This is a genomic window from Sphingomonas sp. P4_D12 (assembly GCF_056401895.1).
The window spans coordinates 37,876-61,256 of sequence record NZ_JBFUIL010000007.1; the positions used below are offsets into that span (position 1 = coordinate 37,876).

General features: G+C 65.1%; 22 protein-coding genes. 13 read left to right on the forward strand and 9 right to left on the reverse strand.

Features of this window, described 5'->3' with window-relative positions; translation table 11 throughout:
• The first annotated feature begins 95 nt into the window (after window positions 1–95).
• A complete protein-coding gene (locus AC1DSD_RS15775) occupies window positions 96–302 on the forward strand; it encodes a hypothetical protein (RefSeq protein WP_478031430.1) in 207 nt (68 codons plus the stop codon).
• A gap of 80 nt (window positions 303–382) precedes the next feature.
• Complete coding sequence (locus AC1DSD_RS15780; protein WP_478031431.1) at window positions 383–2,158, forward strand: SLC13 family permease; 1,776 nt, start codon at window positions 383–385, stop codon at window positions 2,156–2,158.
• Window positions 2,159–2,356: 198 nt separating this feature from the next.
• Here the strand turns inward: AC1DSD_RS15780 and AC1DSD_RS15785 are convergent, their stop codons facing one another.
• Complete coding sequence (locus AC1DSD_RS15785) at window positions 2,357–3,781, reverse strand: aldehyde dehydrogenase family protein (RefSeq protein ID WP_478031432.1); 1,425 nt, start codon at window positions 3,779–3,781, stop codon at window positions 2,357–2,359.
• Window positions 3,782–3,901: 120 nt separating this feature from the next.
• Between AC1DSD_RS15785 and AC1DSD_RS15790 the strand changes: the two genes are divergently transcribed.
• A complete protein-coding gene (locus AC1DSD_RS15790) occupies window positions 3,902–4,876 on the forward strand; it encodes a quinone oxidoreductase family protein (RefSeq protein WP_478031433.1) in 975 nt (324 codons plus the stop codon).
• Window positions 4,877–4,891: 15 nt separating this feature from the next.
• On the opposite strand, the gene AC1DSD_RS15795 is transcribed toward AC1DSD_RS15790, so the two are convergent.
• Complete coding sequence (locus AC1DSD_RS15795) at window positions 4,892–5,689, reverse strand: hypothetical protein (RefSeq protein ID WP_478031435.1); 798 nt, start codon at window positions 5,687–5,689, stop codon at window positions 4,892–4,894.
• Between the two features lie 219 nt (window positions 5,690–5,908).
• On the opposite strand from AC1DSD_RS15795, the gene AC1DSD_RS15800 reads away from it, so the two are divergent.
• From AC1DSD_RS15800 to AC1DSD_RS15810, 3 genes are all read left to right on the forward strand, one after another.
• Window positions 5,909–6,292 (forward strand): BlaI/MecI/CopY family transcriptional regulator, encoded by a 384-nt coding sequence (locus AC1DSD_RS15800; RefSeq protein WP_478031436.1) that lies wholly within the window; start codon window positions 5,909–5,911, stop codon window positions 6,290–6,292.
• Window positions 6,289–7,932 (forward strand): M56 family metallopeptidase, encoded by a 1,644-nt coding sequence (locus tag AC1DSD_RS15805; RefSeq protein WP_478031437.1) that lies wholly within the window; start codon window positions 6,289–6,291, stop codon window positions 7,930–7,932. The genes AC1DSD_RS15800 and AC1DSD_RS15805 overlap by 4 nt, the downstream gene beginning before the upstream one ends.
• Before the next feature lie 160 nt (window positions 7,933–8,092).
• Window positions 8,093–10,183 carry a TonB-dependent receptor plug domain-containing protein gene (locus tag AC1DSD_RS15810; protein ID WP_478031439.1) on the forward strand — a complete coding sequence of 697 codons (2,091 nt, stop codon included), beginning with the start codon at window positions 8,093–8,095 and terminating at the stop codon, window positions 10,181–10,183.
• Window positions 10,184–10,366: 183 nt separating this feature from the next.
• Here AC1DSD_RS15810 and glnA read toward each other — a convergent pair whose 3' ends face one another.
• From glnA to AC1DSD_RS15825, 3 genes are all read right to left on the reverse strand, one after another.
• Window positions 10,367–11,779 carry a type I glutamate--ammonia ligase gene (gene glnA / locus AC1DSD_RS15815; RefSeq protein WP_478031441.1) on the reverse strand — a complete coding sequence of 471 codons (1,413 nt, stop codon included), beginning with the start codon at window positions 11,777–11,779 and terminating at the stop codon, window positions 10,367–10,369.
• Window positions 11,780–11,931: 152 nt separating this feature from the next.
• Complete coding sequence (locus tag AC1DSD_RS15820) at window positions 11,932–12,270, reverse strand: P-II family nitrogen regulator (RefSeq protein ID WP_478031442.1); 339 nt, start codon at window positions 12,268–12,270, stop codon at window positions 11,932–11,934.
• A 131-nt stretch (window positions 12,271–12,401) separates the two neighbouring features.
• Window positions 12,402–12,908 carry a MarR family winged helix-turn-helix transcriptional regulator gene (locus AC1DSD_RS15825; RefSeq protein ID WP_478031444.1) on the reverse strand — a complete coding sequence of 169 codons (507 nt, stop codon included), beginning with the start codon at window positions 12,906–12,908 and terminating at the stop codon, window positions 12,402–12,404.
• A gap of 83 nt (window positions 12,909–12,991) precedes the next feature.
• On the opposite strand from AC1DSD_RS15825, the gene AC1DSD_RS15830 reads away from it, so the two are divergent.
• Window positions 12,992–14,068 (forward strand): S41 family peptidase, encoded by a 1,077-nt coding sequence (locus AC1DSD_RS15830; RefSeq protein WP_478031446.1) that lies wholly within the window; start codon window positions 12,992–12,994, stop codon window positions 14,066–14,068.
• Between the two features lie 132 nt (window positions 14,069–14,200).
• Here the strand turns inward: AC1DSD_RS15830 and AC1DSD_RS15835 are convergent, their stop codons facing one another.
• Window positions 14,201–15,094 (reverse strand): alpha/beta fold hydrolase, encoded by an 894-nt coding sequence (locus AC1DSD_RS15835; protein ID WP_478031447.1) that lies wholly within the window; start codon window positions 15,092–15,094, stop codon window positions 14,201–14,203.
• Window positions 15,095–15,213: 119 nt separating this feature from the next.
• Here AC1DSD_RS15835 and AC1DSD_RS15840 point away from each other — a divergent pair, with 119 nt between their 5' ends.
• A complete protein-coding gene (locus tag AC1DSD_RS15840) occupies window positions 15,214–16,011 on the forward strand; it encodes a helix-turn-helix domain-containing protein (protein WP_478031448.1) in 798 nt (265 codons plus the stop codon).
• A 90-nt stretch (window positions 16,012–16,101) separates the two neighbouring features.
• Here AC1DSD_RS15840 and AC1DSD_RS15845 read toward each other — a convergent pair whose 3' ends face one another.
• Entirely contained in the window at window positions 16,102–18,273 is a 2,172-nt protein-coding gene (locus tag AC1DSD_RS15845) for a PQQ-dependent dehydrogenase, methanol/ethanol family (RefSeq protein ID WP_478031449.1), read from the reverse strand.
• Window positions 18,274–18,383: 110 nt separating this feature from the next.
• On the opposite strand from AC1DSD_RS15845, the gene AC1DSD_RS15850 reads away from it, so the two are divergent.
• Complete coding sequence (locus AC1DSD_RS15850) at window positions 18,384–19,547, forward strand: sterol desaturase family protein (protein WP_478031450.1); 1,164 nt, start codon at window positions 18,384–18,386, stop codon at window positions 19,545–19,547.
• A 3-nt stretch (window positions 19,548–19,550) separates the two neighbouring features.
• Window positions 19,551–19,955: a DUF2200 domain-containing protein gene (locus AC1DSD_RS15855; RefSeq protein ID WP_478031452.1), complete on the forward strand. Its 405-nt coding sequence runs from the start codon at window positions 19,551–19,553 to the stop codon at window positions 19,953–19,955.
• On the opposite strand, the gene map is transcribed toward AC1DSD_RS15855, so the two are convergent.
• Window positions 19,915–20,742 (reverse strand): type I methionyl aminopeptidase, encoded by an 828-nt coding sequence (map, locus tag AC1DSD_RS15860; protein ID WP_478031454.1) that lies wholly within the window; start codon window positions 20,740–20,742, stop codon window positions 19,915–19,917. The genes AC1DSD_RS15855 and map overlap by 41 nt on opposite strands.
• Before the next feature lie 52 nt (window positions 20,743–20,794).
• Between map and AC1DSD_RS15865 the strand changes: the two genes are divergently transcribed.
• Genes AC1DSD_RS15865 through AC1DSD_RS15875 form a run of 3 tightly spaced genes read left to right on the forward strand, consistent with a single transcriptional unit; the run spans window position 20,795 to window position 22,463 of the window.
• Window positions 20,795–21,562, forward strand: a complete 768-nt coding sequence (locus AC1DSD_RS15865; RefSeq protein WP_478031455.1) for a competence/damage-inducible protein A — start codon at window positions 20,795–20,797, stop codon at window positions 21,560–21,562.
• A complete protein-coding gene (locus AC1DSD_RS15870; RefSeq protein ID WP_478031456.1) occupies window positions 21,559–22,089 on the forward strand; it encodes a CYTH domain-containing protein in 531 nt (176 codons plus the stop codon). The genes AC1DSD_RS15865 and AC1DSD_RS15870 overlap by 4 nt, the downstream gene beginning before the upstream one ends.
• Window positions 22,086–22,463 (forward strand): hypothetical protein, encoded by a 378-nt coding sequence (locus AC1DSD_RS15875; RefSeq protein ID WP_478031457.1) that lies wholly within the window; start codon window positions 22,086–22,088, stop codon window positions 22,461–22,463. The genes AC1DSD_RS15870 and AC1DSD_RS15875 overlap by 4 nt, the downstream gene beginning before the upstream one ends.
• A gap of 91 nt (window positions 22,464–22,554) precedes the next feature.
• On the opposite strand, the gene AC1DSD_RS15880 is transcribed toward AC1DSD_RS15875, so the two are convergent.
• The gene (locus AC1DSD_RS15880) at window positions 22,555–23,325 is read right to left on the reverse strand and encodes a class I SAM-dependent methyltransferase (protein ID WP_478031458.1); all 771 of its coding nucleotides are present in this window, start codon (window positions 23,323–23,325) and stop codon (window positions 22,555–22,557) included.
• Between the last annotated feature and the right edge of the window lie 56 nt (window positions 23,326–23,381).

Consider the following 23,381-nt stretch of genomic DNA (forward strand, 5'->3'; position numbering starts at 1 on the left):
ACGGCGATTTACCACTACCTCCCGCCAGTTTCCGTCGATCACCTCGGAGTGGCACGGCCCTTGTAACGATCGGGTGCTGCCAGTCGGAGTATCGCATGCACCTCTACCTTTCTGATCGCTCGTCGGTGGACGCCGCGCAGGAGCTGATGGCAACCTTTGGCGACGATGCCGGATTCGAGGCGGCCGCGCGCGCCGATAAGAGCCGTGATCTCGGCAATCACGTCAATTTCTGCCGCTGGCGCCAGATCGAGCGACTGATCGTGCTGATGTCGCAGGGCCGCGCGGTGGGTACCGTCCACTAATTCAAATCAAGCGGTTTCCGCGGGAGATTGTTTCGGGTTCGTTGGTTTCTGCTTTTCAGGAAGCCACCAAACGAGGCCGGATGACCACACCCCAATATCTGTCGATCGCCCTTCTCGTTGCGATGATGGCGATGTTTGTCTGGGGCCGCTTCCGTTACGATGTCACCGCGATGCTGGCGCTGCTCGCGGGGCTCGGGCTCGGCATCGTCAAGCCGAAAGAGGCGTTCACCGGCTTTTCCGACGACATCGTGATCATCGTCGGCTCGGCGCTGGTGATTTCGGCGGCGGTGCAGCGATCGGGCATGGTCGAGCGCGCGCTGGCGCTGATCGCCGGCCGTGTCACTCGAATCCGGACGCAGTTGTTCGTGCTGACCGCCTCGGTCGGCGTGACGTCGGCGCTAGTCAAGAATGTCGGCGCGCTGGCGATGCTGATGCCCGCGGCGTTCCAGATGGCGAAGAAGAACAAGGCGTCGCCATCGGTCTTCCTGATGCCGATGTCGTTCGCCTCTTTGCTGGGTGGGCTGATGACGCTGGTCGGCACCTCGCCCAACATCATCGTCAGCCGGGTGCGGCAGGACATGGTCGGCGAGCCGTTCCGCATGTTCGACTATTTCCCGACCGGCTTTGGCCTCTTGGTGATCGGCCTGATCTTCCTGCGTTTCGGCTATCGCCTGTTGCCGCGCGACCGGCGCGGGGTGCCGACGATGGGCGAGGCGCTCGACATCAAGGATTACGTCACCGAGGTGACGATCGGCGAGGGCTCGCCCGCGATCGACGAGACGGTCGACCAGTTCACCGATCGCCATGATGGCGACGTCACCGTCACCAGCGTGATGCGCGCGGGCATGCGCAGCCAGCCGCGCCCCTGGATGACCTTGCGCGAAGGCGACACGCTGATCCTGGGCGGCGAGCCGGACGTGCTCGAACGCGTGATTGCCACCAACAAATTCGCGCTGGCCGGCTCCGATCGCAACGTGCCCGAGGATCGCAAGGACGACGAGATCGGGGTGATCGAGGCGGTGATCGCGACCAACTCGCCATTGATCGGCCGCACCGCCAGCCGGATGCAGTTGCAGCGGCGGCTCGGCATCAACCTGATTGCGGTGTCGCGCGAAGGCGAACGGCTGACGCATCGGCTGGGCGGCACCGTGTTGCGCGCCGGCGACGTCGTCGTGCTGCAGGGGCCACTCAGTCTGCTGCCCGAACGCCTGGCGGAACTCGGCGCGCTGCCGCTGGCCGAGCGGGCGCTCCGGCTCGGCAATTCGGGCAGGGGGGTGTTGCCGGTGGCGATCCTGGCGGTGGCGATGATCGCGACCGCGACCGGTTACGTTCCGGTAGCCGTCGCCTTCTTCGCCGCTGCGGCGTTGATCCTTGCGATCGGCGCGCTGCCGCTGGCCGAGGCTTATGCCAGTGTCGAATGGCCGATCCTGATCATGCTTGGCGCCCTGATCCCGGTCAGCGACACGCTCCGCACGACGGGGGCGTCGCAGATCATGGCCACCTGGCTCGCGCATGTTGCCGCCAGCCTGCCGCCCTGGGGCGCGGTCGCGCTAATCCTGGTCGCGGCGATGGCGGTGACGCCGTTCCTCAACAATGCCGCGACGGTGTTGGTGATGGCGCCGATCGCCGCGGTGTTCGCGCACGATCTCGGCTATCGGCCGGAAGCCTTCCTGATCGCCACCGCGATGGGCGCGGGATGCGATTTCCTCACCCCGATCGGCCACCAGTGCAACACATTGGTGTTCGGTCCCGGCGGCTACAAATTCGGCGATTATGCCCGGCTGGGCGCGCCGCTGTCGCTGCTGGTGGTGCTGTTCGGCACGCCGCTGATCCTGATGGTCTGGCCGCTGCATTGAGCGGGAAGGGGAAAGCCCCTCCCTGCAAGGGAGGGGTTGGGGGTGGGTGCGCGCGTCTGCGCGCCCACAAAGACTCACTAGCCGCTCAGCAAAACAGCGTTGGTCGAGGCATCGAGCCTCGCCCAACGCTCAACCCACCCCTTGATCCCCTCCCTGCAAGCGAGGAGGGGAGATTTTAGCGGATGCCCGCCGCAATTCTCAGGCCGGTTCGCCGACGATCGTCTTCAATTCCATGAAGTCGGCAATGCCGTATTTGCCGCCCTCGCGGCCATTGCCGGATTGCTTGTAGCCGCCAAATGGCGTGCCGCCGCCGCCCGCCCAGGCGTTGATCGTCACCAGTCCGGCGCGCAGTTTCGGCGCGACCTTGGCGGCCTCGGCGGGGTCGCCGGAGATCGTCGCCGACAGGCCGTAAACGGTATCGTTGGCCATTTCGATCGCCTCGTCGGCGTCGCTATATTTGGTGATCGTCGCGACCGGCCCGAACGTTTCCTCGCGATAGATGCGCATGTCGGGGGTGACGTCGGTGAGCAGCGTCGGCTTGACGAAGAAGCCGGCATTGCGGCCATCGGCGCGTCCGGTGCCGCCGGTGACGAGCGTCGCGCCTTCGTCGATCGCCGACTGGATCAGCCCCTGGATCTTCTCATATTGCGCCTTGTTGACCACCGGGCCGATATGCGCGCCCATCGTCGAGGCTTCGGCGACCTGGGTCGCTTCCATGATCCCCTTCACCACATTGGTGGCGTCGGCGACCTGGCTTTCGTGGACCAGCAGGCGGGTGGGGGCGATGCAGCTTTGCCCGCTATTCGCCAGCACGCCGGCGATCGTCGGCGGCAGCACTTCGGGCAGATTGGCGCCCTTGAGCACCAGGTTCGGCGCTTTGCCGCCCAGTTCCTGGTGGACGCGCTTGACCGTCGGGGCGGCGGCCTGCGCCACCGCGATGCCGGCGCGAGTCGATCCGGTGAAGCTCACCATGTCGACATCCTTGTGGCTCGAAATCGCCGCGCCGACGCCGGGGCCATCACCATTGACCAGGTTGAACACGCCCGCCGGCACCCCTGCCTTGTCGAGAATCTCGGCCAGGATCACGGCGTTACCCGGTGCTTCTTCCGACGGCTTGAGCACCATCGTATCGCCGGCCGCCAGAGCAGGCGCGACCTTGGCGCAGATCTGGTTGAGCGGCCAGTTCCACGGCGTGATCATGCCGACCACGCCGACGGGCTCGTGGACGACGCGGTTCTTGCCGATGCGCTCCTCGAACTTGAATTCCTTGAGCGCAGCCAGCGTGCCGATGAAATAGCCCAGACCGGCCGGCGCCTGCGCCATCTGCGCGAAGCCGATCGGCGCGCCCATTTCCTCGCTGGTCGCCGCCGCCAGATCTGGGATGCGCGCTTTATATTCCTCGATGATCCGCTCGAGCAGTGCGATGCGCTCGTCGACGCTGGTCTGCGAATAGCTCTTGAACGCTTTCTTGGCCGCCGCGACCGCCTTGTCGACATCGGCCGCGGTGCCGAGCGTGATCTCGCTGACCGGTTGCTCGGTCGACGGGTCGATTACTTCGTGGCGGGCGCCACCTTCGCTATCGACCCATTGACCGTCGATATAATGCTTCAGGTAGCTCTTCATCCTCGCCTCCACTTTTCAAATATCGGGTATGGTTGGCGCCTAGATGGCGCGCGGCGAGGTAGGTTGCAACCCGAAACGAGACTCCCCAGTTGAGGGCTCGTCGCAACGGGAGAACGGGACATGGCGCGCGTCGCACGGATCGAGCAGCATGGTGGGCCAGAGGTGATCCAATGGGTCGATGTCGACCTGCCCGATCCCGGTCCCGGCGAGGTACGGATCCGCTCGACCGCGGTCGGGCTCAACTTCATCGAAGTCTATCAGCGCACCGGCCTTTATCAGCTCAAGCTGCCAAGCGGGCTCGGCACCGAGAGCGTCGGTGTGGTGGAGGCGCTGGGCGAGGGCGTTACCGATATCGAAGTCGGCGACCGCGTCGGCACGTTTGGGCCGACCGTCGGCAGCTATGCCACGCACCGAAACCTGCTCGCCGAAAACCTGATCAAATTGCCCGACAGTGTCGATGACCGCACCGCCGCGGCGATCCTGCTCAAGGGCGGCACTACCGAATTCCTGATCGAGCGCTGCGCCAAGGTGCAGTCCGGCTGGACCGTACTGGTCCATGCCGCGGCGGGCGGGGTCGGCCATCTCGCGGTCGGCTGGCTCAAGGCGATTGGCGCAACCGTGATCGGCACCGTCGGATCGGCCGACAAGGCGGAGCGCGCGCGCCGTGCTGGCGCCGATCATGTGATCCAATATCGCGAACATGACATCGCCGAGAGCGTGCGCGAGATCACTGGCGGTGAGGGCGTCGAGGTGGTGCTCGACGGCGTCGGCGCGGCGACCTGGGACGCGTCGCTCAAATCGGCGAAGCGGCGCGGGCTGATCGTCAGCTACGGCAATGCCAGCGGCCCAGTGACCGGTGTCGCGCTCGGCCAGCTTAACACCAACGGCTCATTGTTCGTCACTCGGCCGACGATGTTCCATTATTATGCGGCCAAGGAAGAACGCGATGCGGGCTTCGCGCGCGTATTCGACATGCTGGCCAAGGGCGCGATCAGCCCGGAGATCGGCCAGACCTTCGCGCTCGAGGACGCGGCCGAGGCGCATCGCCAGCTCGAGGCGGGCAAGACCGAAGGCGCGACGGTCCTGCTGCCGTGAGGGCGGAGGTAATGGCTACTTGGAGTCGTCCGCTTGGTCGCCGCCGGAAGTGACCGTCTCGGCCTTCCTGTCGCCATGGGTCACCGTATAGGTGAATAGCACTCCGATTGGGGCACCTATCAGTTCCTTGCCATTGCGACGCGGCGGCCTAATCAGATATTGCCACGACATGTTGAGTGCGGCTCTGCCCATACCGGCCCCGGCGGGCCCCTCTGAGAGGACGCGACAATCCTCGACATGATAGCGCGGCGCGGTCTTGCAGAGGATCTGTGCCCATCCCTTGTCCGGCGGGCGCTTGGGTAGATAGGGATCTACCTCAGCAGGTGTGGGAAGACGGTACCACTCGCCGTGATAATAGGACTGGCCGCCGGGCCCAATCCCGGGGCCATAAGCGAGCTTGCTATCCGGCGCGTTATCGTCGCCACTATCGTCATTGCTGGCGCTTGATTTCAGCTTGCTGATGTCGCTGGCGCCGAGTTGGATCGGCAGCACGCCTGGAAGCGCATTGGGAGGAGTCGGGACCTTGGGTGGCGTGATGACGGGCGGCATCGGCGGGATCGGGGTCGTCTTTCCCGAAGCCGATTTGGCCGCGGCGTGCGCTTTGGCGCGATGTTCAGGAGCGGTTGCCGCTTCCTTCTGCGACGGTGCGAGGCTGAAGCTCGTCGCGCGTCGCGGTTCGGGCTTGGGTGCCGGCGTCAGGTGCGGGCCGAACAGCACCAGCACCAGGATCAACAGCGCTTCGACGACAAGCGCCAGCACGAACGAGACGGTGCGGCGGCGGTCGGGCAAAGCGAAGGGCAGGGACAGCCGCATTGGCGAGCCGCCTAGGAGCGCAAGTCTCCCGCGGCAACGGCAGATCGCTCGGTTCGTCGCATTCCCGGGTCCAGATCGAGTAATGGCGGCCAGCCTTTGATGGTAGCCTGACAGGACAAATGCAGGCGCGCGGCGCCAGCGAGCGGATTTTCCGTGATTTTTCCACTTGCAGTCGCGCTACAAATGTAGCACGCTACAAATGTAGCCAAGAGGTGAGTCATGCTTCCGCAATTGCCGCCACGCGAACGTCAGATCGTCGACCTGCTCTATCAAGGCGGCTCGCGTACGGTGTCCGAGATCTGCAGCGCGCTGCCTGATCCGCTGACCGGCTCGGCCGTTCGCGCCATGCTCAAGCGGCTCGAGGACAAGGGGTTCGTCTGCCGCGAGGACAGCGATCGCGGTTACGTCTATTCGCCGACCGTTCCCGACAATCAGGCGCGGCGCACCGCGCTCAGCCAGATCGTGCGGACCTTCTTCAAGGGGTCCCCGGTCAGTGCCGCCAGCGCTCTGGTCGGTATGGCGGAAGAGCTCGATGCGCATGAACTCGACGAGCTCGAAGCGGCGATCGCCCGCGCTCGCCAAGCCAGGGACATGGGGAAATGATCTTCACCTTGCTCCTGCTCGCGCTGAAGTCCCTGCTCGTCGCGGCGGCGACCCTCGGACTACTACGTCTGACCCGCGCGCGCTCGGCCGCCCAGCGTTCGACCATCGCGCATCTCGGCCTGTTCGCGCTTGTCGCCTTGCCGCTGGGCAGCCTTGCGCTACCCTCGCTGGCGCTGCCTGTGCCTGCGGTGGTGGCAGACTTCGCTGCTGTCGACCCGATTGCGGCGCCAGTGGCTTCGTCGCTTGCGCCGACTACCGCGACGGCGCCGATCGACACCGGTACCTTCGTCAAATCAGCTGCCAAACCTGCGGCAACAGGCACGTTGATCGCCACCGTCGCTGGTGCGGCGCGCTACGCCTTCCTGCTTCCCACCTTCGTGTTGCTGATGCTGACGCTGGTCGCGTTGCTGCGGCTGGTCGGGTTGCGCGCACGCGCCGATATCCTGGTCGACCTCGACTGGCTGAGCGCGCTTGCCCGTGCGCAACGGCGTATGGGATTCAAGAACGGCACTGCCTTGCTCTGGAGCGACGAGCTCGGATCGCCGGTCAGCTGGGGTCTGATGCGCCCGGTCATTCTGCTCAACAACGCCGCGGTGGCGGCGCCCGAACAGGCCGAAGCGATCATCGCGCACGAGCTCGCGCATGTCGTCCATTTCGATTGGGCGAAGCTGATCCTAGCGCGGGTTGCCACCGCGACTTTCTGGTTCAATCCGCTGGCCTGGGTGCTGGCGCGCGAGGCGCACCAATTGCGCGAGGAAGCGGCCGACGACGCCGTGCTCGGGGCGAACATCGCCGGGCCCGATTATGCCGAATTGCTGATCGGCGTCGCGCGCCATCAATGCCGCGGCACCTTGCTCGGCGCGCATGGTGTCGCGCCGTCGAAAAGCTCGCTCGGCCGTCGCGTCCGGCGCGTACTCGACCAGAGCCCGGCGCGCGGGCCGTCCGGGCGTTCCTGGGTGGCGGGTTTCGCGACCGGCATGTTGAGCATGGCGGTGCCGCTCGCCGCGGTAACCTTTGTGCCGTCTCATACGGCACTCGCCACGATGCAGGCGCCGGCTACCGGGAAACGCCCGGCCTCGGGCGTCTCGATTGGCGGGTCGCCGCAAGCCGCGACAAGCGGCGGCGCGGCGCGTCTCACACCCGTTGTCGCCGCGCCGAATGCCGCCGGTTCGCCATCGGCGACGACGCCGCCGACGATCGCAGCAGGGCAAGATCAAGGTCCAGGAGCGTCGCGCCAGTCGGACGATGGCGATGACGCCGACGACATGCGCGCGCTGGGTATCAGCAGCGACTATCGGCGCGGCATGGCCGAGGCTGGATTTCCCAATCTATCGAGCGATCAGCTGGCGGAAGCGCGTGCCGGCGGCGTGTCCCCACAATATGCCCGCGATATGCGGGCGACCGGCATGCGCCTCAGCCTGGACGAGGTGGTCGAGGCGCGCAACATGGGCCTCAGCGCGGCCTATATCGCTGCGATGCGCGGGTTCGGGATCAAAGGCGATCTCGATGATTACCAGGGCATGCGCTCGGTCGGCGTCACGGCCGATTTCGTCCGCAGGCTGAGATCGCGCGGCATCAAAACCACCGACCCCGATGAACTGACCTCGCTCCGAGCTGGGGGTTCCGCCGGCGATCCCTGAGCCCGGCGCCAGCCCTGCCTCTAACCGTTAGTTCGTAACGCCCCCAGGGGCGACCGGCCACTCGCGACCGACTGCCCTCCATTCGCCCGCACCCTGCGGCGCGGACCGATGGCGCGCGCCCAGGCCGCATCGCCCGACCAGACGCGTCAAGGAGTAGATCATGCCCGTTCACTTGCAGCGCGCCGTTGGGCTTCTGGCACTGGCGACCGGCCTGTGTGCCCCGACCGCCGCTTTCGCCGGCCAGGACACGCCTTCCGCATCGGCCGGCGCCGACACGGCGCCCAAGGATGCCAACGTCTTCACGCCCGACTTCTTCGCGCGCTTCGCCCCGCAGACCGCCTATGACATGCTGTCGCAAGTGCCGGGCTTCACCATCCGCGCCGCCGACGATACGCGCGGGCTGGGTCAGGCGTCGGAGAATGTGCTGATCAACGGCCAGCGCGTGACCGACAAATCGGGCGGCGCGGCGGCCCAATTGCAACGGATATCGGCCAGCGAGGTGCTGCGCATCGAGGTCAGGGAAGCCGCCTCGTTCGGGATCGCCGGCCTGACCGGCCAGGTCGCGAACGTGATCCTCAAGACCGATCGCAAGGGCAGCGGCAATTTCAGCTGGAGCCCGCAGGTCCGCGCCCATTATGCCGAACCGCGCTGGTTCGCCGGGTCGATCAGCTATAACGGCTCGACCGGCGGTCTGGACTATACGGTGTCGCTCGAAAACAAGCCGTCTCGCGGTGCGTTGGGCGGCAACGACTATCGCGTGCTGTCGCCGACCGGCACCTTGCTCGAACGCCGCGACCAGGTGAATTGGTCGAGCAATGACGACGCCAAGCTGTCCGCGATCCTCAAATATACCGGCAAAGGCGGGATCCTGGCCAATCTGACGATGGACTATGATCCCTATTGGCAGCGGGGCGCCAATGATCAGCGCCGCATCCGCACCGACGGCAATGACAATATGTGGATCAGCCTCAATCACACCTGGGGCTTCCGCTACGACGTGAACGGCGACATCTCGGTGCCGCTGGGCGGCGGCCGGCTCAAGATCATCGGCCTGCGCCATTTCGAGCACGCGCCCTTCCTCCTCGACCAACGCACCGATTATGACAGCGGAGCGCCCAGCGACGGCATTCGCTATGGCCAGGATGCCAAAACCAGCGAAACCGTGGGGCGGCTGGAATATCATTGGAAAGGCGGGCCGAACGACTGGACGATCTCGCTCGAGCGCGCCGACAACAGGTTCGAACAGCTCAGCACGCTCGCTAATCTCCGGCCCGATGGCAGCTATCTTTCGATTCCCTATCCGCAAGGCAGCGGCATCGTCGCCGAGACGCGCTATGAAGCGCTGGCGACGCTGAGCCGGCCGCTGTCGCCCAATCTCGATCTGCAGGTGGCCGGCGGTGCCGAATATTCCGAGCTCGGCGAACGCGGCAGCGGCGAAAAGCCGCGGCGTTTCTTCCGGCCGAAAGGGAGCCTGTTGCTGGCATGGCGGCCGGCGCGCGGCTGGGATGCCAGTCTCAAGCTCGAGCGCAGGGTCGGCCAGATCAGCTTTTCGGATTTCCTCGCCAACCAGGACGTCACCAACAATCGCGGTAACGACGCCAACCCCAATCTCGTCCCGCCGCAAAGTTGGGAAGCGACCGCGGAAGTAGCGCGCACGTTCGGCCGCTGGGGCAAGACGCGGTTGAAGCTCTATCATCTCCGGATCGAGGACATCGTCGATCATATCCCGGTCGGGGTCGACGGCGACGCGGTGGGCAATCTGCCTCGCGCGACGCGCACGGGCATCGAGAGCATCAGCACGATCCAGTTCGATCCGATCGGCTGGAAAGGGGCGAAGCTCGACGCCGATATCGGAATCGAACGCGCCCGCGTCCGCGATCCGCTGACGGGGGCGCCGCGCGTGATCAGCAACACGCACGACCGCTGGGCCCAGCTGACCTTGCGGCACGACGTACCCGGCACCCAATTCGCCTGGGGCGGTGGTCTGTCGTTCGACCATTACAGCCCGGTTTATTATCTCGACGAGGTCAACCAGCAATGGGAAGGCCCCTATGTCAGCGCCTTTTTCGAGTTCAAGAATGTGCGCGGAATGAAGGTCAATTTCGAGGTGTTCAACCTCAATGACGGCCATGTGCGGTATTGGCGCGACGTCTATTCCGGCCGCCGCAACGCCGCGCCGCTCGCGTTTCTGGAGCGCCAGCATCAGAGGGTCGGGCCGATTTTCACGCTGACGATTAGCGGGACGTTTTGACGGTCATCCGCGTCGACTCGGCGAGGCAGCTGAAGTGTTGGGAAAAAGGGCGCCAGGATTGCTCCTGGCGCCCTTCTTTGTTGGGTCCGCCGCGGCAAAGCCGCGTCGTCGGTCCTCGCAAGCGAGGCCGGCCGACAGCGCGTATGCGAGCTTCGCTCGCACCAGCGCGGTCGTGGCCGCGCTTTACGCGCTGTAGTACATATCGAACTCGACCGGGCTCGGGGTCATCTCGAACCGCGCGACATCGGCACGCTTGATTTCGATATAGGCCTCGATCTGGTCCTTCGAGAACACGTCGCCCTTGAGCAGGAAGTCCATATCGGCTTCCAGGCTGTCGAGCGCTTCACGCAAGCTACCGCACACGGTCGGCACTTCAGCGAGCTCGGCCGGGGGCAGGTCGTACAGGTTCTTGTCCATCGCATCGCCCGGGTGGAGCTTGTTCTGGATGCCGTCGAGGCCGGCCATGAACAGCGCCGCATAAGCGAGATAGGGATTGGCCATCGCGTCGGGGAAACGGACCTCGACGCGCTTGGCCTTGGCGCCCGTGCCGTACGGAATGCGGCACGACGCCGAGCGATTGCGCGACGAATAGGCCAGCAGCACCGGCGCTTCATAGCCCGGCACCAGCCGCTTGTAGCTGTTGGTGGTCGGGTTGGTGAACGCGTTGAGCGCCTTGGCGTGCTTAATGATGCCGCCGATGAAATACAGGCACATGTCGGAGAGGCCGGCATAGCCGTTGCCGGCGAACAGCGGCTCCTTGCCGTTCCAGATCGACAGATGGGTGTGCATGCCCGAGCCGTTATCTTCCTTGATCGGCTTGGGCATGAAGGTCGCCGACTTGCCATAGGCATGGGCTACCTGGTGCACGACATACTTGTAGATCTGCATGCGATCGGCGGTGGTCGTCAGCGTGCCGAAGGTCAGGCCGAGTTCGTGCTGCGACGCGGCCACTTCGTGGTGGTGCTTGTCGCAGGGCAGGCCCATTTCGATCATGGTCGAGACCATTTCGCCACGGATATCGACCGCGGAGTCGACCGGCGCGACGGGGAAGTAGCCGCCCTTGGCGCGCGGACGGTGGCCGAGATTGCCGCCTTCATATTCGCGGCCCGTATTGGTCGGCAGCTCGATATCGTCGATCTTGTAGTAAGAGGTCGCGTAGCTCGTTTCGAACTGCACGTTGTCGAACATGAAGAACTCGGCCTCGGGGCCGACATAGACGGTGTCGCCGATGCCCGTGGTCTTGAGATAGGCCTCGGCCCGCTTGGCGGTCGAGCGCGGGTCGCGCGCATAGAGCTCGCCGGTCGACGGCTCGACGATGTCGCAGACCAGGATCAGCATCGGCGTCGCCGAGAACGGATCGACATAGATCGCGTCGAGATCCGGCTTCAGGATCATGTCCGACTCGTTGATCGCCTTCCAGCCTTCGATCGACGATCCGTCGAACATGAAGCCGTCGGTCAACTCGTCCTCGCCGACCACCGTCGAGACCATGGTCAAATGCTGCCACTTGCCCTTCGGGTCGGTGAAGCGGAGGTCGACCCACTCGATCTCCTCGTCCTTGATCTTCTTCAGAACGTCACTGGCTGTCGTCGCCATAACCCCAGACCCTTTCTCTTTCAGTCGTAAATCCGGCGAACCGGAGAATCATGTTGCTCGTGCGTGCGCCCTGCTGTCACATTATGTTGCAGTGCGTCAAATGCCGTAGTTGCCCAACTTGGGCGTCGGTCGTCTTTTTCCAGGTCGCTGCCCTAGATTGCTGCTTCGTCGCGCTCGCCGGTGCGGATGCGCAGCACGGTTTCGACCGGCATGACGAAGATCTTGCCGTCGCCGATACGGCCGGTCTGCGCGGCTTGCGCGATCGCCTCGACCACGCGTTCGGCCATCGCGTCCTCGACCACCACTTCGAGCTTCACCTTGGGCAGGAAGTCGACGACATATTCGGCGCCGCGATAGAGTTCGGTATGGCCCTTCTGGCGGCCAAAGCCCTTGGCCTCGGTCACGGTGATGCCGCTGACACCGACTTCGTGCAACGCCTCCTTCACCTCGTCCAGCTTGAACGGCTTGATGATCGCTTCGACCTTCTTCACGCGGAATTGTCCCCCGTCTCTTGCCCTATGGGTTGATTGCACATCAGCCTTACATGAAGCGTGCCAGAACTCGCGCGCGAAGAGCGTGGGCCGAGCGGGAGCCGGTATCGGCTCTAGCAAATGCCTCGAAATTAGGCAGCCCTGTTTCGACTGCCCGTTGGCGCGGCACGACGGCTGCGCACCGAGGCCAGTCGATCGGCGAACGGCCTGGCTTCCAGCGCGGCATTGGCGCGGTTGATCACCTCCACCAGCACGCCCCCAGTTTCGGTATCGAGCGCCGCGGTGGCGGCGCGCGCGGCATGCCAATGGTCCTCCAGCCGGGGGAGCAGCGCAGTGCCCGCGCGGGTGAGCGCGACGATCCTCTGGCGGGCATCCTCCTCGCCGCGCGTCACCGCGACCAGGCCGGCGGCGGCCATTTGCGATACTGTCTGGCTGACCGCCGAATGCGATACGCCGAGCCGGTCGGCCAGCGCGCGAATGCCCTGTGGCCCGTCGGCAACGAGCGCGCGGACAACCGGCGTATAGCGCGGGCGGAAATCGATCCCATCCTCGCGATATGCCTGTTCCAGCGCGCCGTCGAGATGATCGATCAGCCGGCGAAGCGCGGTGCCGAAACTGGCGGCAGTGTGCGTGGTCATACCCCACTTATTAGCCACTTTACTCCTGTCGAGCAAAATGTATAAGCGCTTACGCTTACAAATGTAGTCGGAGGGGTTGAGGGATGGATCGGCGCATATTCTTGGGACTATCGGCGGCCGCGATCGCGACGATCACCGGTGGCAACGCGATCGCCATGGACGGGCCAGCCGCGGCCGCCGGCGACCCCGCTCTCGCACTCGCCGACCTTCTCGAGACCGGCTATGTCATCCCCGAGATTGGCAAGCGCTACGCCGCGATGCTGCGGCAAAAGGCGGCGGCCGGTGCCTATAAGCAGATCGCCGACCCCGCCGAACTCGGCCAGCGGCTGACCGCCGATTTGTTGGCGGTGTCGCCCGACCGCCATCTGCGCGTCGTGCCCGCGACGATGCTCGGTCCCAATGATCGGCCGCAACCGCGACCGGCGGACGGGGCCAAACCCCAGCCTCCCGCCGCGCCACCTCGCGCGCCGGCGGGGCCGCGACCGCCCCGTCGCGCGCCGATCGAGGATGCCGGCTGGATAGCGAAAGAGGTCGCTTATATCCGCTTCACCGAATTTCCCGACGACCCCGACATCGCCGCGGCGAGCGACCGCTTCATGCGAGAGCATGCCTCGGCCAAAGCGGTGATCGTGGATTGCCGTTACAATGGCGGCGGCGGCGTCGCGCAGATGAATGCGATTCTGCCCTATCTCTTCGCCAAACCGGCGGTGCTGGTGCAGATGGAAATGGTCGAGTCGATCGCCAAGGCGCGCGGCAATCCCTTCGCCGAGGATGCTTTCATGCGCCCGGCGAGCGGCGCGGCGCCGGGGATCGTCCGCACCGAACATTATGTCATGCCCAAGACCGACGAGACGCGGCTGTTCGGCGCGAAAGTCTTTTACCTCGTCTCGGGGCGCACCGCGTCGGCCGCCGAGCACCTCGCGTTGGCTTTCAAACACACCGGCCGCGCGACGCTGATCGGGGAAACGACGGCTGGTGCGAATCATTTCGGCGGATTCGAGCCGATCGGCGGCGGGCTGGTGGTGTTCCTGCCGGTCGGCCGGACGATCGATCCGGCGACCGGCAAGGATTGGGAAGGGACGGGGATCGTTCCTGACGTTGCGGTGGCGCCGACGCTCGCGCTGCAGGAAGCGCTCAAGCGAGCGGGTGCGATCGCTTGAGGAACTCCCCTCCCTGCTTGCAGGGAGGGGCAGGGGGGTGGGTGCGCGCGTCTGCGCGCAAAAAAGACTCATTGGCCGCCCGTCAAACAGCGGCGGACGAGGCATCGAGCCTCGCCCGACGCTAACCCACCCCTAACCCCTCCCTTGCAGGGAGGGGAATCCTAATGCCGCCTCGTTCAAACGTCGCGCCACGAATGCGGCAATATCCGCCGACAGCCGGTCGCCGCGCGTCAGTGGCAAGGCATGCGAGGCGCCCTCATAGACCAGCAACTCGCTACCCGGGATCATCGCGTGCGCCAGCTCGGCGCTCCTCTCCAGCGGGCAGCTTTGGTCGGCGCTGCCATGGATGATCAGGGTCGGGCAGGTGAACGCCGCCATGTCGGCGCGGACGTCGGCGTTGATGTTGGTGCGGGTATGCTCGATCGCCGCATGCAAGGTCGCACGCAGCACCAGGCCGGTGCCCCAGGCGACCATGTGCGGCGATACCTGTTCGGGCGCGAAGAACGGCTCTGCCATCGCCGCGACATAAGCGGGGCGGTCGGCCATCATCATGGTGACCTGCGCGGCAAGCGGCTCGGTGCGGCTGGCCGGATCGGGAAACAGGCCCGGTGCGGTGCCGGCGACCAGGACAGTCCCCGCCACCCGCGTGGCGCCATGGCGCGAGAGATAGCGCGCGACCTGACAGGCGCCCATCGAATGCGCGACCAAGGTCACTCGGTCGAGGCCGAGCCGCTCGATCACCGTGGCGAGGTCGTCGGCCAGGCCGTCCAGATCGTGCCCTGCCGCGGCCGGCGACGAGCGGCCGCACCCGCGTTGGTCGTAGGCGATGCAGCGATGCCCCTGGCGGACGAGGTCGGCGGTCTGGCGCTCCCAGAATTCGGTGTTCATTGCCCAGCCGTGGACGAACAACAGCGTCGGGCCATTACCCATATCCTCATAGTAAAGCTGCTCGCCATCGGGCGTGGGGATCAGGCCGCGGCTCGGGCGGAGCGTCTGGCGGGGAGCTAGGTCGGCGATCGCGTACATGGCTGTTCTCCTTGGGGTTGGTGCCGCCATGATGCGGATTGCCGCACCCGAACCAATTACCTGGCAGGTAATGGCGCGGCGTCCCGGGTCGGTTAGGATGGCTGCCGAAAGGATGGCTCATGGTGCAGATGTCGAGTGAGGTGGGAGCAATGCTGCGCGACTGGCGCGCGCGCCGGCGGGTGAGCCAGCTCGACCTCGCGCTCGATGCCGATGTCTCGCCTCGCCATTTGAGCTTCGTCGAAACCGGGCGCGCGCGACCCAGCCGCGAGTTGCTGTTGCGCCTGTCCGAACAGCTCGATGTGCCGCGCCGGGAGCAGAATGCCTTGCTACTGGCCGCGGGGTTTGCGCCCGCTTTCCCCGAACGCGATCTCGCCGATCCCGCGCTCGATGTGGTGCGCGCGGCGCTCGAAACGGTGCTGTCCGCGCACGAGCCGTTCCCCGCGCTGATCATCGACAGGCACATGACGATGATCTCGGCCAATCGCGCGCTGGCGCCGTTGATCGAGGGCGTGGATCCCGTTTTGCTCGAACCACCGGTCAATGTCCTGCGCTTGACGCTTCATCCCGACGGCGTGTCGAAGAACATCGTCAACCTCGCCGAATGGCGCGGCTTCCTGCTGCGGCAACTCGACCGCGAAATCGCGCAGAGCGGCGACGCCACACTGATCGCGTTGCGCGAGGAAATGGAGCTTTATCCCAAGGGTCCCGCCTCGGACGTCCGGCCGCGCGACTTCGCCGGGGTCGCGGTGCCGTTCCGGTTCCAGCGCGGCGATCGCATCCTGTCCTTTTACAGCGCGCGTACCGTGTTCGGATCGCCGATCGACCTCACGCTGGACGATCTCGCGTTGGAAACCTTCTTGCCCGCCGACGCCCAGACGGCGGAGGCGATGCGGGTACTCTGCCCGCCAGCACCCTAACCGTCACCCCAGCGAAAGCTGGGGTCTCTAGCGATGACGCGATGCGGCTTGAGATCCCAGCTTTCGCTGGGATGACGATGGTGGTGCGAGCTATTTACCCGTGCCTTCCACCCCCTGCGGCAAATTCTTCTTCGCCCAATTCGCCTCGTCGATCACGTAGAGCCGGATCAGCTGCGCCTGCTCCGGGCTCACGACCTTGGCGAAGCTGATCATGCCCTGCTTGGCCAGTGCACCGTCGATCAGGATCGACTTCCATGTATCGGCATCGGCCAGCACAGCCGAGCGCTGAAGGTCGGGGAGGACGCCGCCACCGCCGGCGCTCGCGCCGTGGCAGACCTGGCAATAGCGGCCGAACAATTGCAGGCCCGCGGCGATCTGCTCGGGCCGTGCGGTCGATGGCGGCGGGTTGAACGGCGCCGTCGCAGGTGGGACGAGCGAGGGGAGCTTCGCCGTGCCGCCCAGCTTGAATACCAGCAGGCGTGGCAAGTTCGGCACATTCTTGGCCGCACCGATCGCGTAGCCGATCGACAGCGGCAGCGCCCCGCCGCGCCCGGTCAGCACCGCGATATATTGTTGCTCCTTGACCGTGAACGTCGCGGCGCCCGCCATGATCCCCGATTGCGTCGGATAGGCCCAGAGCTGCTTGCCGCTATCGGCGGCATAAGCGCGGAACTCGCCGAGCGCGGTGCCCTGGAACACCAGATTGCCCGCCGTGGTCATCGTTCCGCCGTTCCACGGGGTCGGGTAATCGACTCGCCAGCGTTCCTTGTTGGCGACCGGATCCCAGGCGACCAGCGCGCCGGTTGCGCCTGCTGTGATCGCGCCGATCATCTTCGCATCGCGTGGATACATCCCCGCCGACATATTGGTACCGACGTTGAACCCGATCGGCTCGCGCGTGCCGGCGGCGGCGTCGGGCGGGATATAAGCGAGCCCGACCTGTTCCTGCGCGGGCACATAGACCAGCCCGGCCTTGGGATTGAAGCTCATCGGCTGCCAATTATGCGCGGCCAGTGCCGACGGCACCGCGAGGAACGGCTTGCCGGTCTTGTAGAAGCGCGCGTCGGGATTCTCGTTGGGTCGACCGGTCTTGAGGTCGTAGCTGTCGGCCCAATTGACCGTCTTGATGAACTTGCCGGCGTTGATCAGTTTGCCGTTGGTGCGGTCGACGACGAAGAAGAAGCCGTTCTTGGGCGCCTGCATCAGCACCTTGCGCTGCTGCCCGCCCATATTCAGGTCGGCAAGGATGATCGGTTGGGTGGCGGTGAAGTCCCAGCTTTCGGCCGGCGTCTCCTGATAATGCCAGAGATATTCGCCGGTATCGGGCTTCAGCGCCACGATCGAAGACAGGAACAGATTGTCGCCCTGGCCCTCCGAGCGCAGCCCGTGGTTCCAGGGCGAGCCGTTGCCGACGCCGAGATAGAGCTGGTCGAGCTCAGGATCGTAGACGATCGAATCCCACACCGTGCCGCCGCCGCCCGATTGCTTCCACTGGCCGTTCGCCGACCAGGTCGCATTCGCTGCCTTGGACAGGATCGCGTCGGACGCCTCGCCATCGGCGCCGAGATTGGCATTGGGCACGGTATAGAAGCGCCAGCGCTTGGCGCCGGTGTCGGCATCGTACGCGGTCACATAGCCGCGCACGCCGAACTCGGCGCCGCCATTGCCGATGATCACCATGCCCTTCACGACGCGCGGCACGCCGGTGATCGTATAGGGTTTGGCATTGTCGGTGGTCTGGACGCTCCACAGCGGCTTGCCGGTCGGCGCGTCGATCGCGATCAGCCGCCCGTCGATCGTGCCGAGATAGAGCTTGCCTTTCCACGCCGCGATGCCGCGATTGACCACGTCGCAACACGCCTGGACGCCCTTGGTCTTGTCGACGCCGGGATCGTATTCCCAGAGCTTCTTGCCGGAGAGGGCGTCGTAGGCGAACAGCTTCGACCAGGGTCCGGTGACGTAGATCGTGCCGTCGATCACCACCGGCGTCGATTCCTGGCCGCGCGCATCGGGCAGATCGGCATACCAGGACAGGCCGAGCGATCCGACGTTGTCGGCGTTGATCTGGGTCAGCGGGCTATAGCGTTGCTCGTTATAATTGAACCCGGTCATCGCCCAGTCGGCGCCCGAGCCACCACTGGTGAGATAGGCGGAGTCGATCTTCGCGGCACCCACCGCGCCCGACGGCGCCGGCGAATTGTCGCTCGACGATCCGCACCCGGCCAACAGGGCCGCGCTCAGCAACGCGATATAGGTCCGCATGTCGTTACCTCTCCGCCATACTCTTTCTTCGAAGAGTCGCTGGCAGTCGATAGCGCGGCGGGGGGCTGCGTGGTAGAGGGTGCTTAACCGTATCGGGATAGGGGACACCGATGGCCAATCCACTCGACCATTTGCGCGACGAGCTCGAAGCGCCCGTCGCGATCCGCAATTTCGGCAGCGGCTGGTATTCGGGCTTCTTCGCGCTCGTCCTGGCGATCGCCGGCTTCGGGCTGGTGGTGGCGCTGCGCTGGCCGGGCTGGTTCGCGACGCCCGAGCTGCAGGCGGTCGAAAAGACCTTGTGGTTCCGTCCCGTCGTCCATGCCGTGCTGATCTCCAGCTATGCGCTGGCGCTGCTCAGCCTGATGCTGCGGACCAAGAAGGCGATCGGTTTTTCCGCGCTGGCGATCGGCATCGCGGCGGCGTTGCTCGGCGGCGCCAATGTCTCGCCGCGTGAGACGCATGATTGGGGCATCTTCTTCGGGGTCGATTTCTTCGTCGTCAACCTGATCGTCGCCGGGTTGATGTTCGCACCGATCGAGCGGTTCTGGCCGCACAACCGCGACCAGCGCCTGTTCCGCACCGAATGGCGCGAGGACCTATTCTATTATCTGCTCAGCTCGATGCTCGTGCAGATCTTCACCTATCTGGCGCTGGCGCCGTCGAGCATCATCAACGCCAACACCGTGTCGCTCGCCGGCATCCGCGCGGCGATCGGCGGGCAGCCCTGGGTCCTGCAGTTCGTCGAGGCGATGCTGCTGACCGATTTCGTGCAATATTGGTTCCACCGCGCCTTTCATCGTGTGCCGTTCCTGTGGGGATTCCACGCGGTCCATCATTCGGCCAAGGCGATGGACTGGCTGGCCGGCGCGCGGATGCATTTCGTCGAGATCATCCTGCTGCGCAGCGTGACCTCGTTGCCGCTGCTGACCTTCGGCTTCCTGCCCTCGGTGATGCAGGCCTATGTCGCCCTAGTGTACATCTATTCGGGGCTGGTTCACGCCAATCTGAAGGGCGATTTCGACCGTTTCGGCCATGTCATGGTGACGCCGCGCTTCCACCATTGGCATCACGGCCTCGAGGCGGAAGCGGTGGACGTCAATTTCGCGATCCACTTTCCGTTATGGGACAAATTGTTCGGGACGTTCCACTTGCCGACGGGCCGGTGGCCCCAGGGCTATGGCATCCCGGAGAAGATGCCGAACGGCTATCTGAAGCAACTCGCTTATCCGTTCGTGCGCAGCCAGAAGGCGATCGACGCGGCGAAAGCGGAATAGGCGATGGCGCACCGCATTTATGCGACAAGCGTCGCGAGCGTGTACGTCCATTACGTCGCCAAGGCCGAGCGGAAGGGCCGAACGCGAGCCGAAGTCGACGAGATCATATGCTGGTTGACCGGCTATACCCGCGAAGGGTTGGCCGAAGAGCTGGCAAGCAAGGCGAGTTTCGAGGATTTCTTCGCCCGCGCGCCCGGCCTCAACCCTGCACGATCCGCGATCACCGGAACGATCTGCGGCGTGCGCATCGAGGAGATTGATGAGCCGCTGATGCGCGAAATCCGCTACCTGGACAAACTGGTCGATGAGCTGGCGAAGGGCCGGCCAATGGAAAAAATCCTGCGCCGGCAAACGCCTCGATCGTACGTCAGTAAGGCGGTTGGTCGTACCCCTTGGGGCTCGACGTGAAGATCTCGCACCCGTCCTCGGTAATGCCGATCGAATGTTCGAACTGCGCCGACAGCGAGCGGTCGCGCGTCACCGCGGTCCAGCCGTCGTCGAGCAGCTTTACGTCGGGCTTGCCGATATTGATCATCGGCTCGATCGTGAAGATCATGCCGGGCTTGAGCTCGGGTCCAGTGCCCGGGCGGCCGACATGGACGACTTCCGGCGCGTCGTGGAACAGCTTGCCGACGCCGTGCCCGCAGAAATCGCGCACCACGCCGAAGCGGTGGCGCTCGGCATGCGTCTGGATGGCATGCGCGACGTCGCCCATCGTGTTGCCGGGCCTGGCCTGTTCGATCCCGAGCATCAGGCATTCATAGGTCACGTCGACCAGCCGCTTCGCCTTGATCGGCACATTGTCGCCGACCAGATACATCCGGCTGGTGTCGCCATGCCAGCCGTCGAGCAGCGGGGTCACGTCGATATTGACGATGTCGCCGTCCTTGAGCTGGCGGTCGGAGGGGATGCCATGGCAGACGACATGGTTGATCGAGATGCAGCTCGAATGCGTATAGCCGCGATAGCCGAGCGTTGCAGGCGCGGCGCCGCCGGCGATCATGAAATTGCGGATCAGGTCATCGAGTTCCGCAGTGGTCACCCCCGGCACGACATGCGGCACGAGCATGTCGAGCGTTTCGGCGGCGAGGCGTCCGGCGCGGTGCATGCCCTCGAACGCGTCGCGGCCATAGAGCTTGATCGCGCCGTTGCGCGCGAGGTTCATGTCGCTGGTGACAGTCACATATTCGGTCATGGCGAACGATATAACGATGACGCGCCGATTTTGCGAGGCTATCGCTGACCCCATGACCGGCCAAGCGAATGAGAGGATCTGGACCGCGGCGCTCGTCGTGATCGGCGACGAGATCCTGTCGGGGCGCACCCAGGACAAGAATGTCGCGCAGATCGCCGCGTGGCTCAACGTCCAGGGCATTCGGCTGGCCGAGGTTCGCGTCGTCGGCGACGTCACCGAAGCGATCGTCGAGGCGGTCAACCAGCTGCGCGCGCGCAACGATTATCTCTTCACCACCGGCGGGATCGGCCCGACGCATGACGACATCACCGTCGATGCGATCGCCGAGGCATTGGGGGTGGACGTCACCTATCATCCCAAGGCGGTCGCCACGCTGGAGCGCTATTACGAAAGCCGCGGCGGGCTGACCGAGGCGCGCAAGCGGATGGCGCGCGTGCCCGAGGGCGCCGATTTGATCGAGAACCGGATGTCGGGCGCACCAGGCATCCGCATCGGCAATCTGTTCGTCATGGCGGGCGTGCCGCACATCACCGCGGGCATGCTCGATGGACTGACCGGCAAGCTCGAGGGCGGACGCCCGGTGGTCAGCCGCTCGATCGGCTGCTGGGTGCCCGAGAGCGAGGTCGCCGACATCCTGCGCGAGGCGGAAAAGGCGCATGAAGGGGTCGCGATCGGCAGCTATCCGTTCTTTCGCGATGGCCGGGTGGGTGCGAATTTCGTGGTGCGCAGCCCAGATCAGGCATTGGTCGACACCGCCATCGCCGACCTGACGGCACGACTGGAGGCGGCGGGCCGAGAGGTCGTCGCGGACGGCATTTGACTGCGCCCAAGTACAGCATCATCGAACGTGAGCGGCGCTTCCTAGTCGATCGGGAACTGACGCCTGCACTCGATTCCGCGACGGCGCGGTTGGTCGAGGATCGCTATTTGCCCGGCACCGGCTTGCGGTTACGCCGCGTGACCGCGCCTGACGGATCGGTAGTGCACAAGCTCGGCAAGAAATATCCCGGCGCGGGCCTGTCGTCGCGGCCGATGACCAACATCTATCTCGACGCGGCTGAATATGACGCCCTGGCGGTGCTGCCGGCGGCCGTGCTGATCAAATGGCGGCATGAAGTCGGCGGCGGGTTCGCGATAGACGTGTTCGAGGGCGCGCTGGCCGGACTGATGCTTGCGGAGATATCCGCGGACGATGATGCCGCGCTGACCGCAATCGTCGTGCCGCCCTGGTGCACTGTCGAGGTCACCGAGGATGTCGCTTATGCCGGCGGTACGCTTGCGATAGACGGGTGGCACGCGACGACCGCCCCACGCGTTGTCACGATAGCAGAAGGAGACGAGCGATGAAGGTCGGTGCGATGATGCTGATGCCCGCGGTCCTGCTTGCCGGTTGTGGCGGCGGGGGTGCCGGCGGCAACGCCGCGGCGCCGGCCGCTCCGGCAACGCCCGACCCGGTCGAGGTCAAGTTCCGCGCGCTCAATGCGGTGCAGCAGCGCGTCGCCCTGTTCCGCGCGATCTACGACGCCAATTATACCTGCAAGAAGATCGTTTCGATCGCCGAAAAGCCACGTAATGAGGGTCAGCCGGTATGGCTGGTGACCTGCGACGACCAGGGCGAATACGTGATCACGCTGGTTCCCGGCGGCACCTTCACCGTCAGCGGCGTTCCGCAACCCAAGGGTGGCTTCCGACGCGCGAGCCCGAGCCCGTCGCCCCAATAGGTGGCGATGCCACAGCCGCGGCCCGTTGAGTTCGAAGACCGAGCGCGCTCTCTCGCGAGCCCGCTCTAGCACAGGTCTGCCGGATCGCGTTCTACATGCTCAACGCGGCGAACAAGTGTCCGGTCGGCAATTGGCCCGTGCGGAGCGTCCGTTCAGGAGCGATCCGGGCGAGGAAATAGCGCCAGCTTTCCGGACTCCAGAAGTTGATATGGCCTGCATAGGATTCGAATTCCGAATGATATTCCTTGGCGGGAAGGTGGTCCTCCCGCCCATCGGGAACCGTCAAGATGAGCGTGCCGGTAGCTGACACGATCTCGAGCAAGCGCCTGACGACCGTTTCGGGATCCACAGTGTGTTCCAGCACTTCCATCAGAAACACGAGGTCGTAGCTGGATGACTCCGGAAGGTCCGAAAGCGCGCTGAAGAACAGTTCGGCATCAGGGCAGGCCCGTTTGGCCATCGCCAGCTTCACATCGCTGACGTCGCATCCGGAGAGGGAGCAGTCCGGATACCTTGCGCGTATGAGATGCAACAGGCACCCCGCGTGGCACCCGATGTCCAGAACGCGTTTGCCGGCAATGTCGACGTCTTCCGCATCGCATCGATCGAGCAGAAGGCGCACCATCGCCAGACGGCTTGCGTCGAAATAGTGCTCTAGGAATGCCGGTGTCGGCCATTCTCCGGTCAGCGCGTTGTGCTGCACCACCGGAAGGATTTCCTGGAGGAAGCTCGCAGCGTTGCGCGCATCGGCGGAGGTCGGCCGACACCGCGCGCCAGGATCGGCCCTTACGATCCTGTAGCCGCACCGCGCAAATGCGGACTGAACCAGGTTTTTGCCCAGGGACATCGGGGCGTGGATCATCTGTCCTCCGTCGCGCGCAAGCGCGCCAGTTGTGGGAGTCCGAAGTCGAGCTTGTT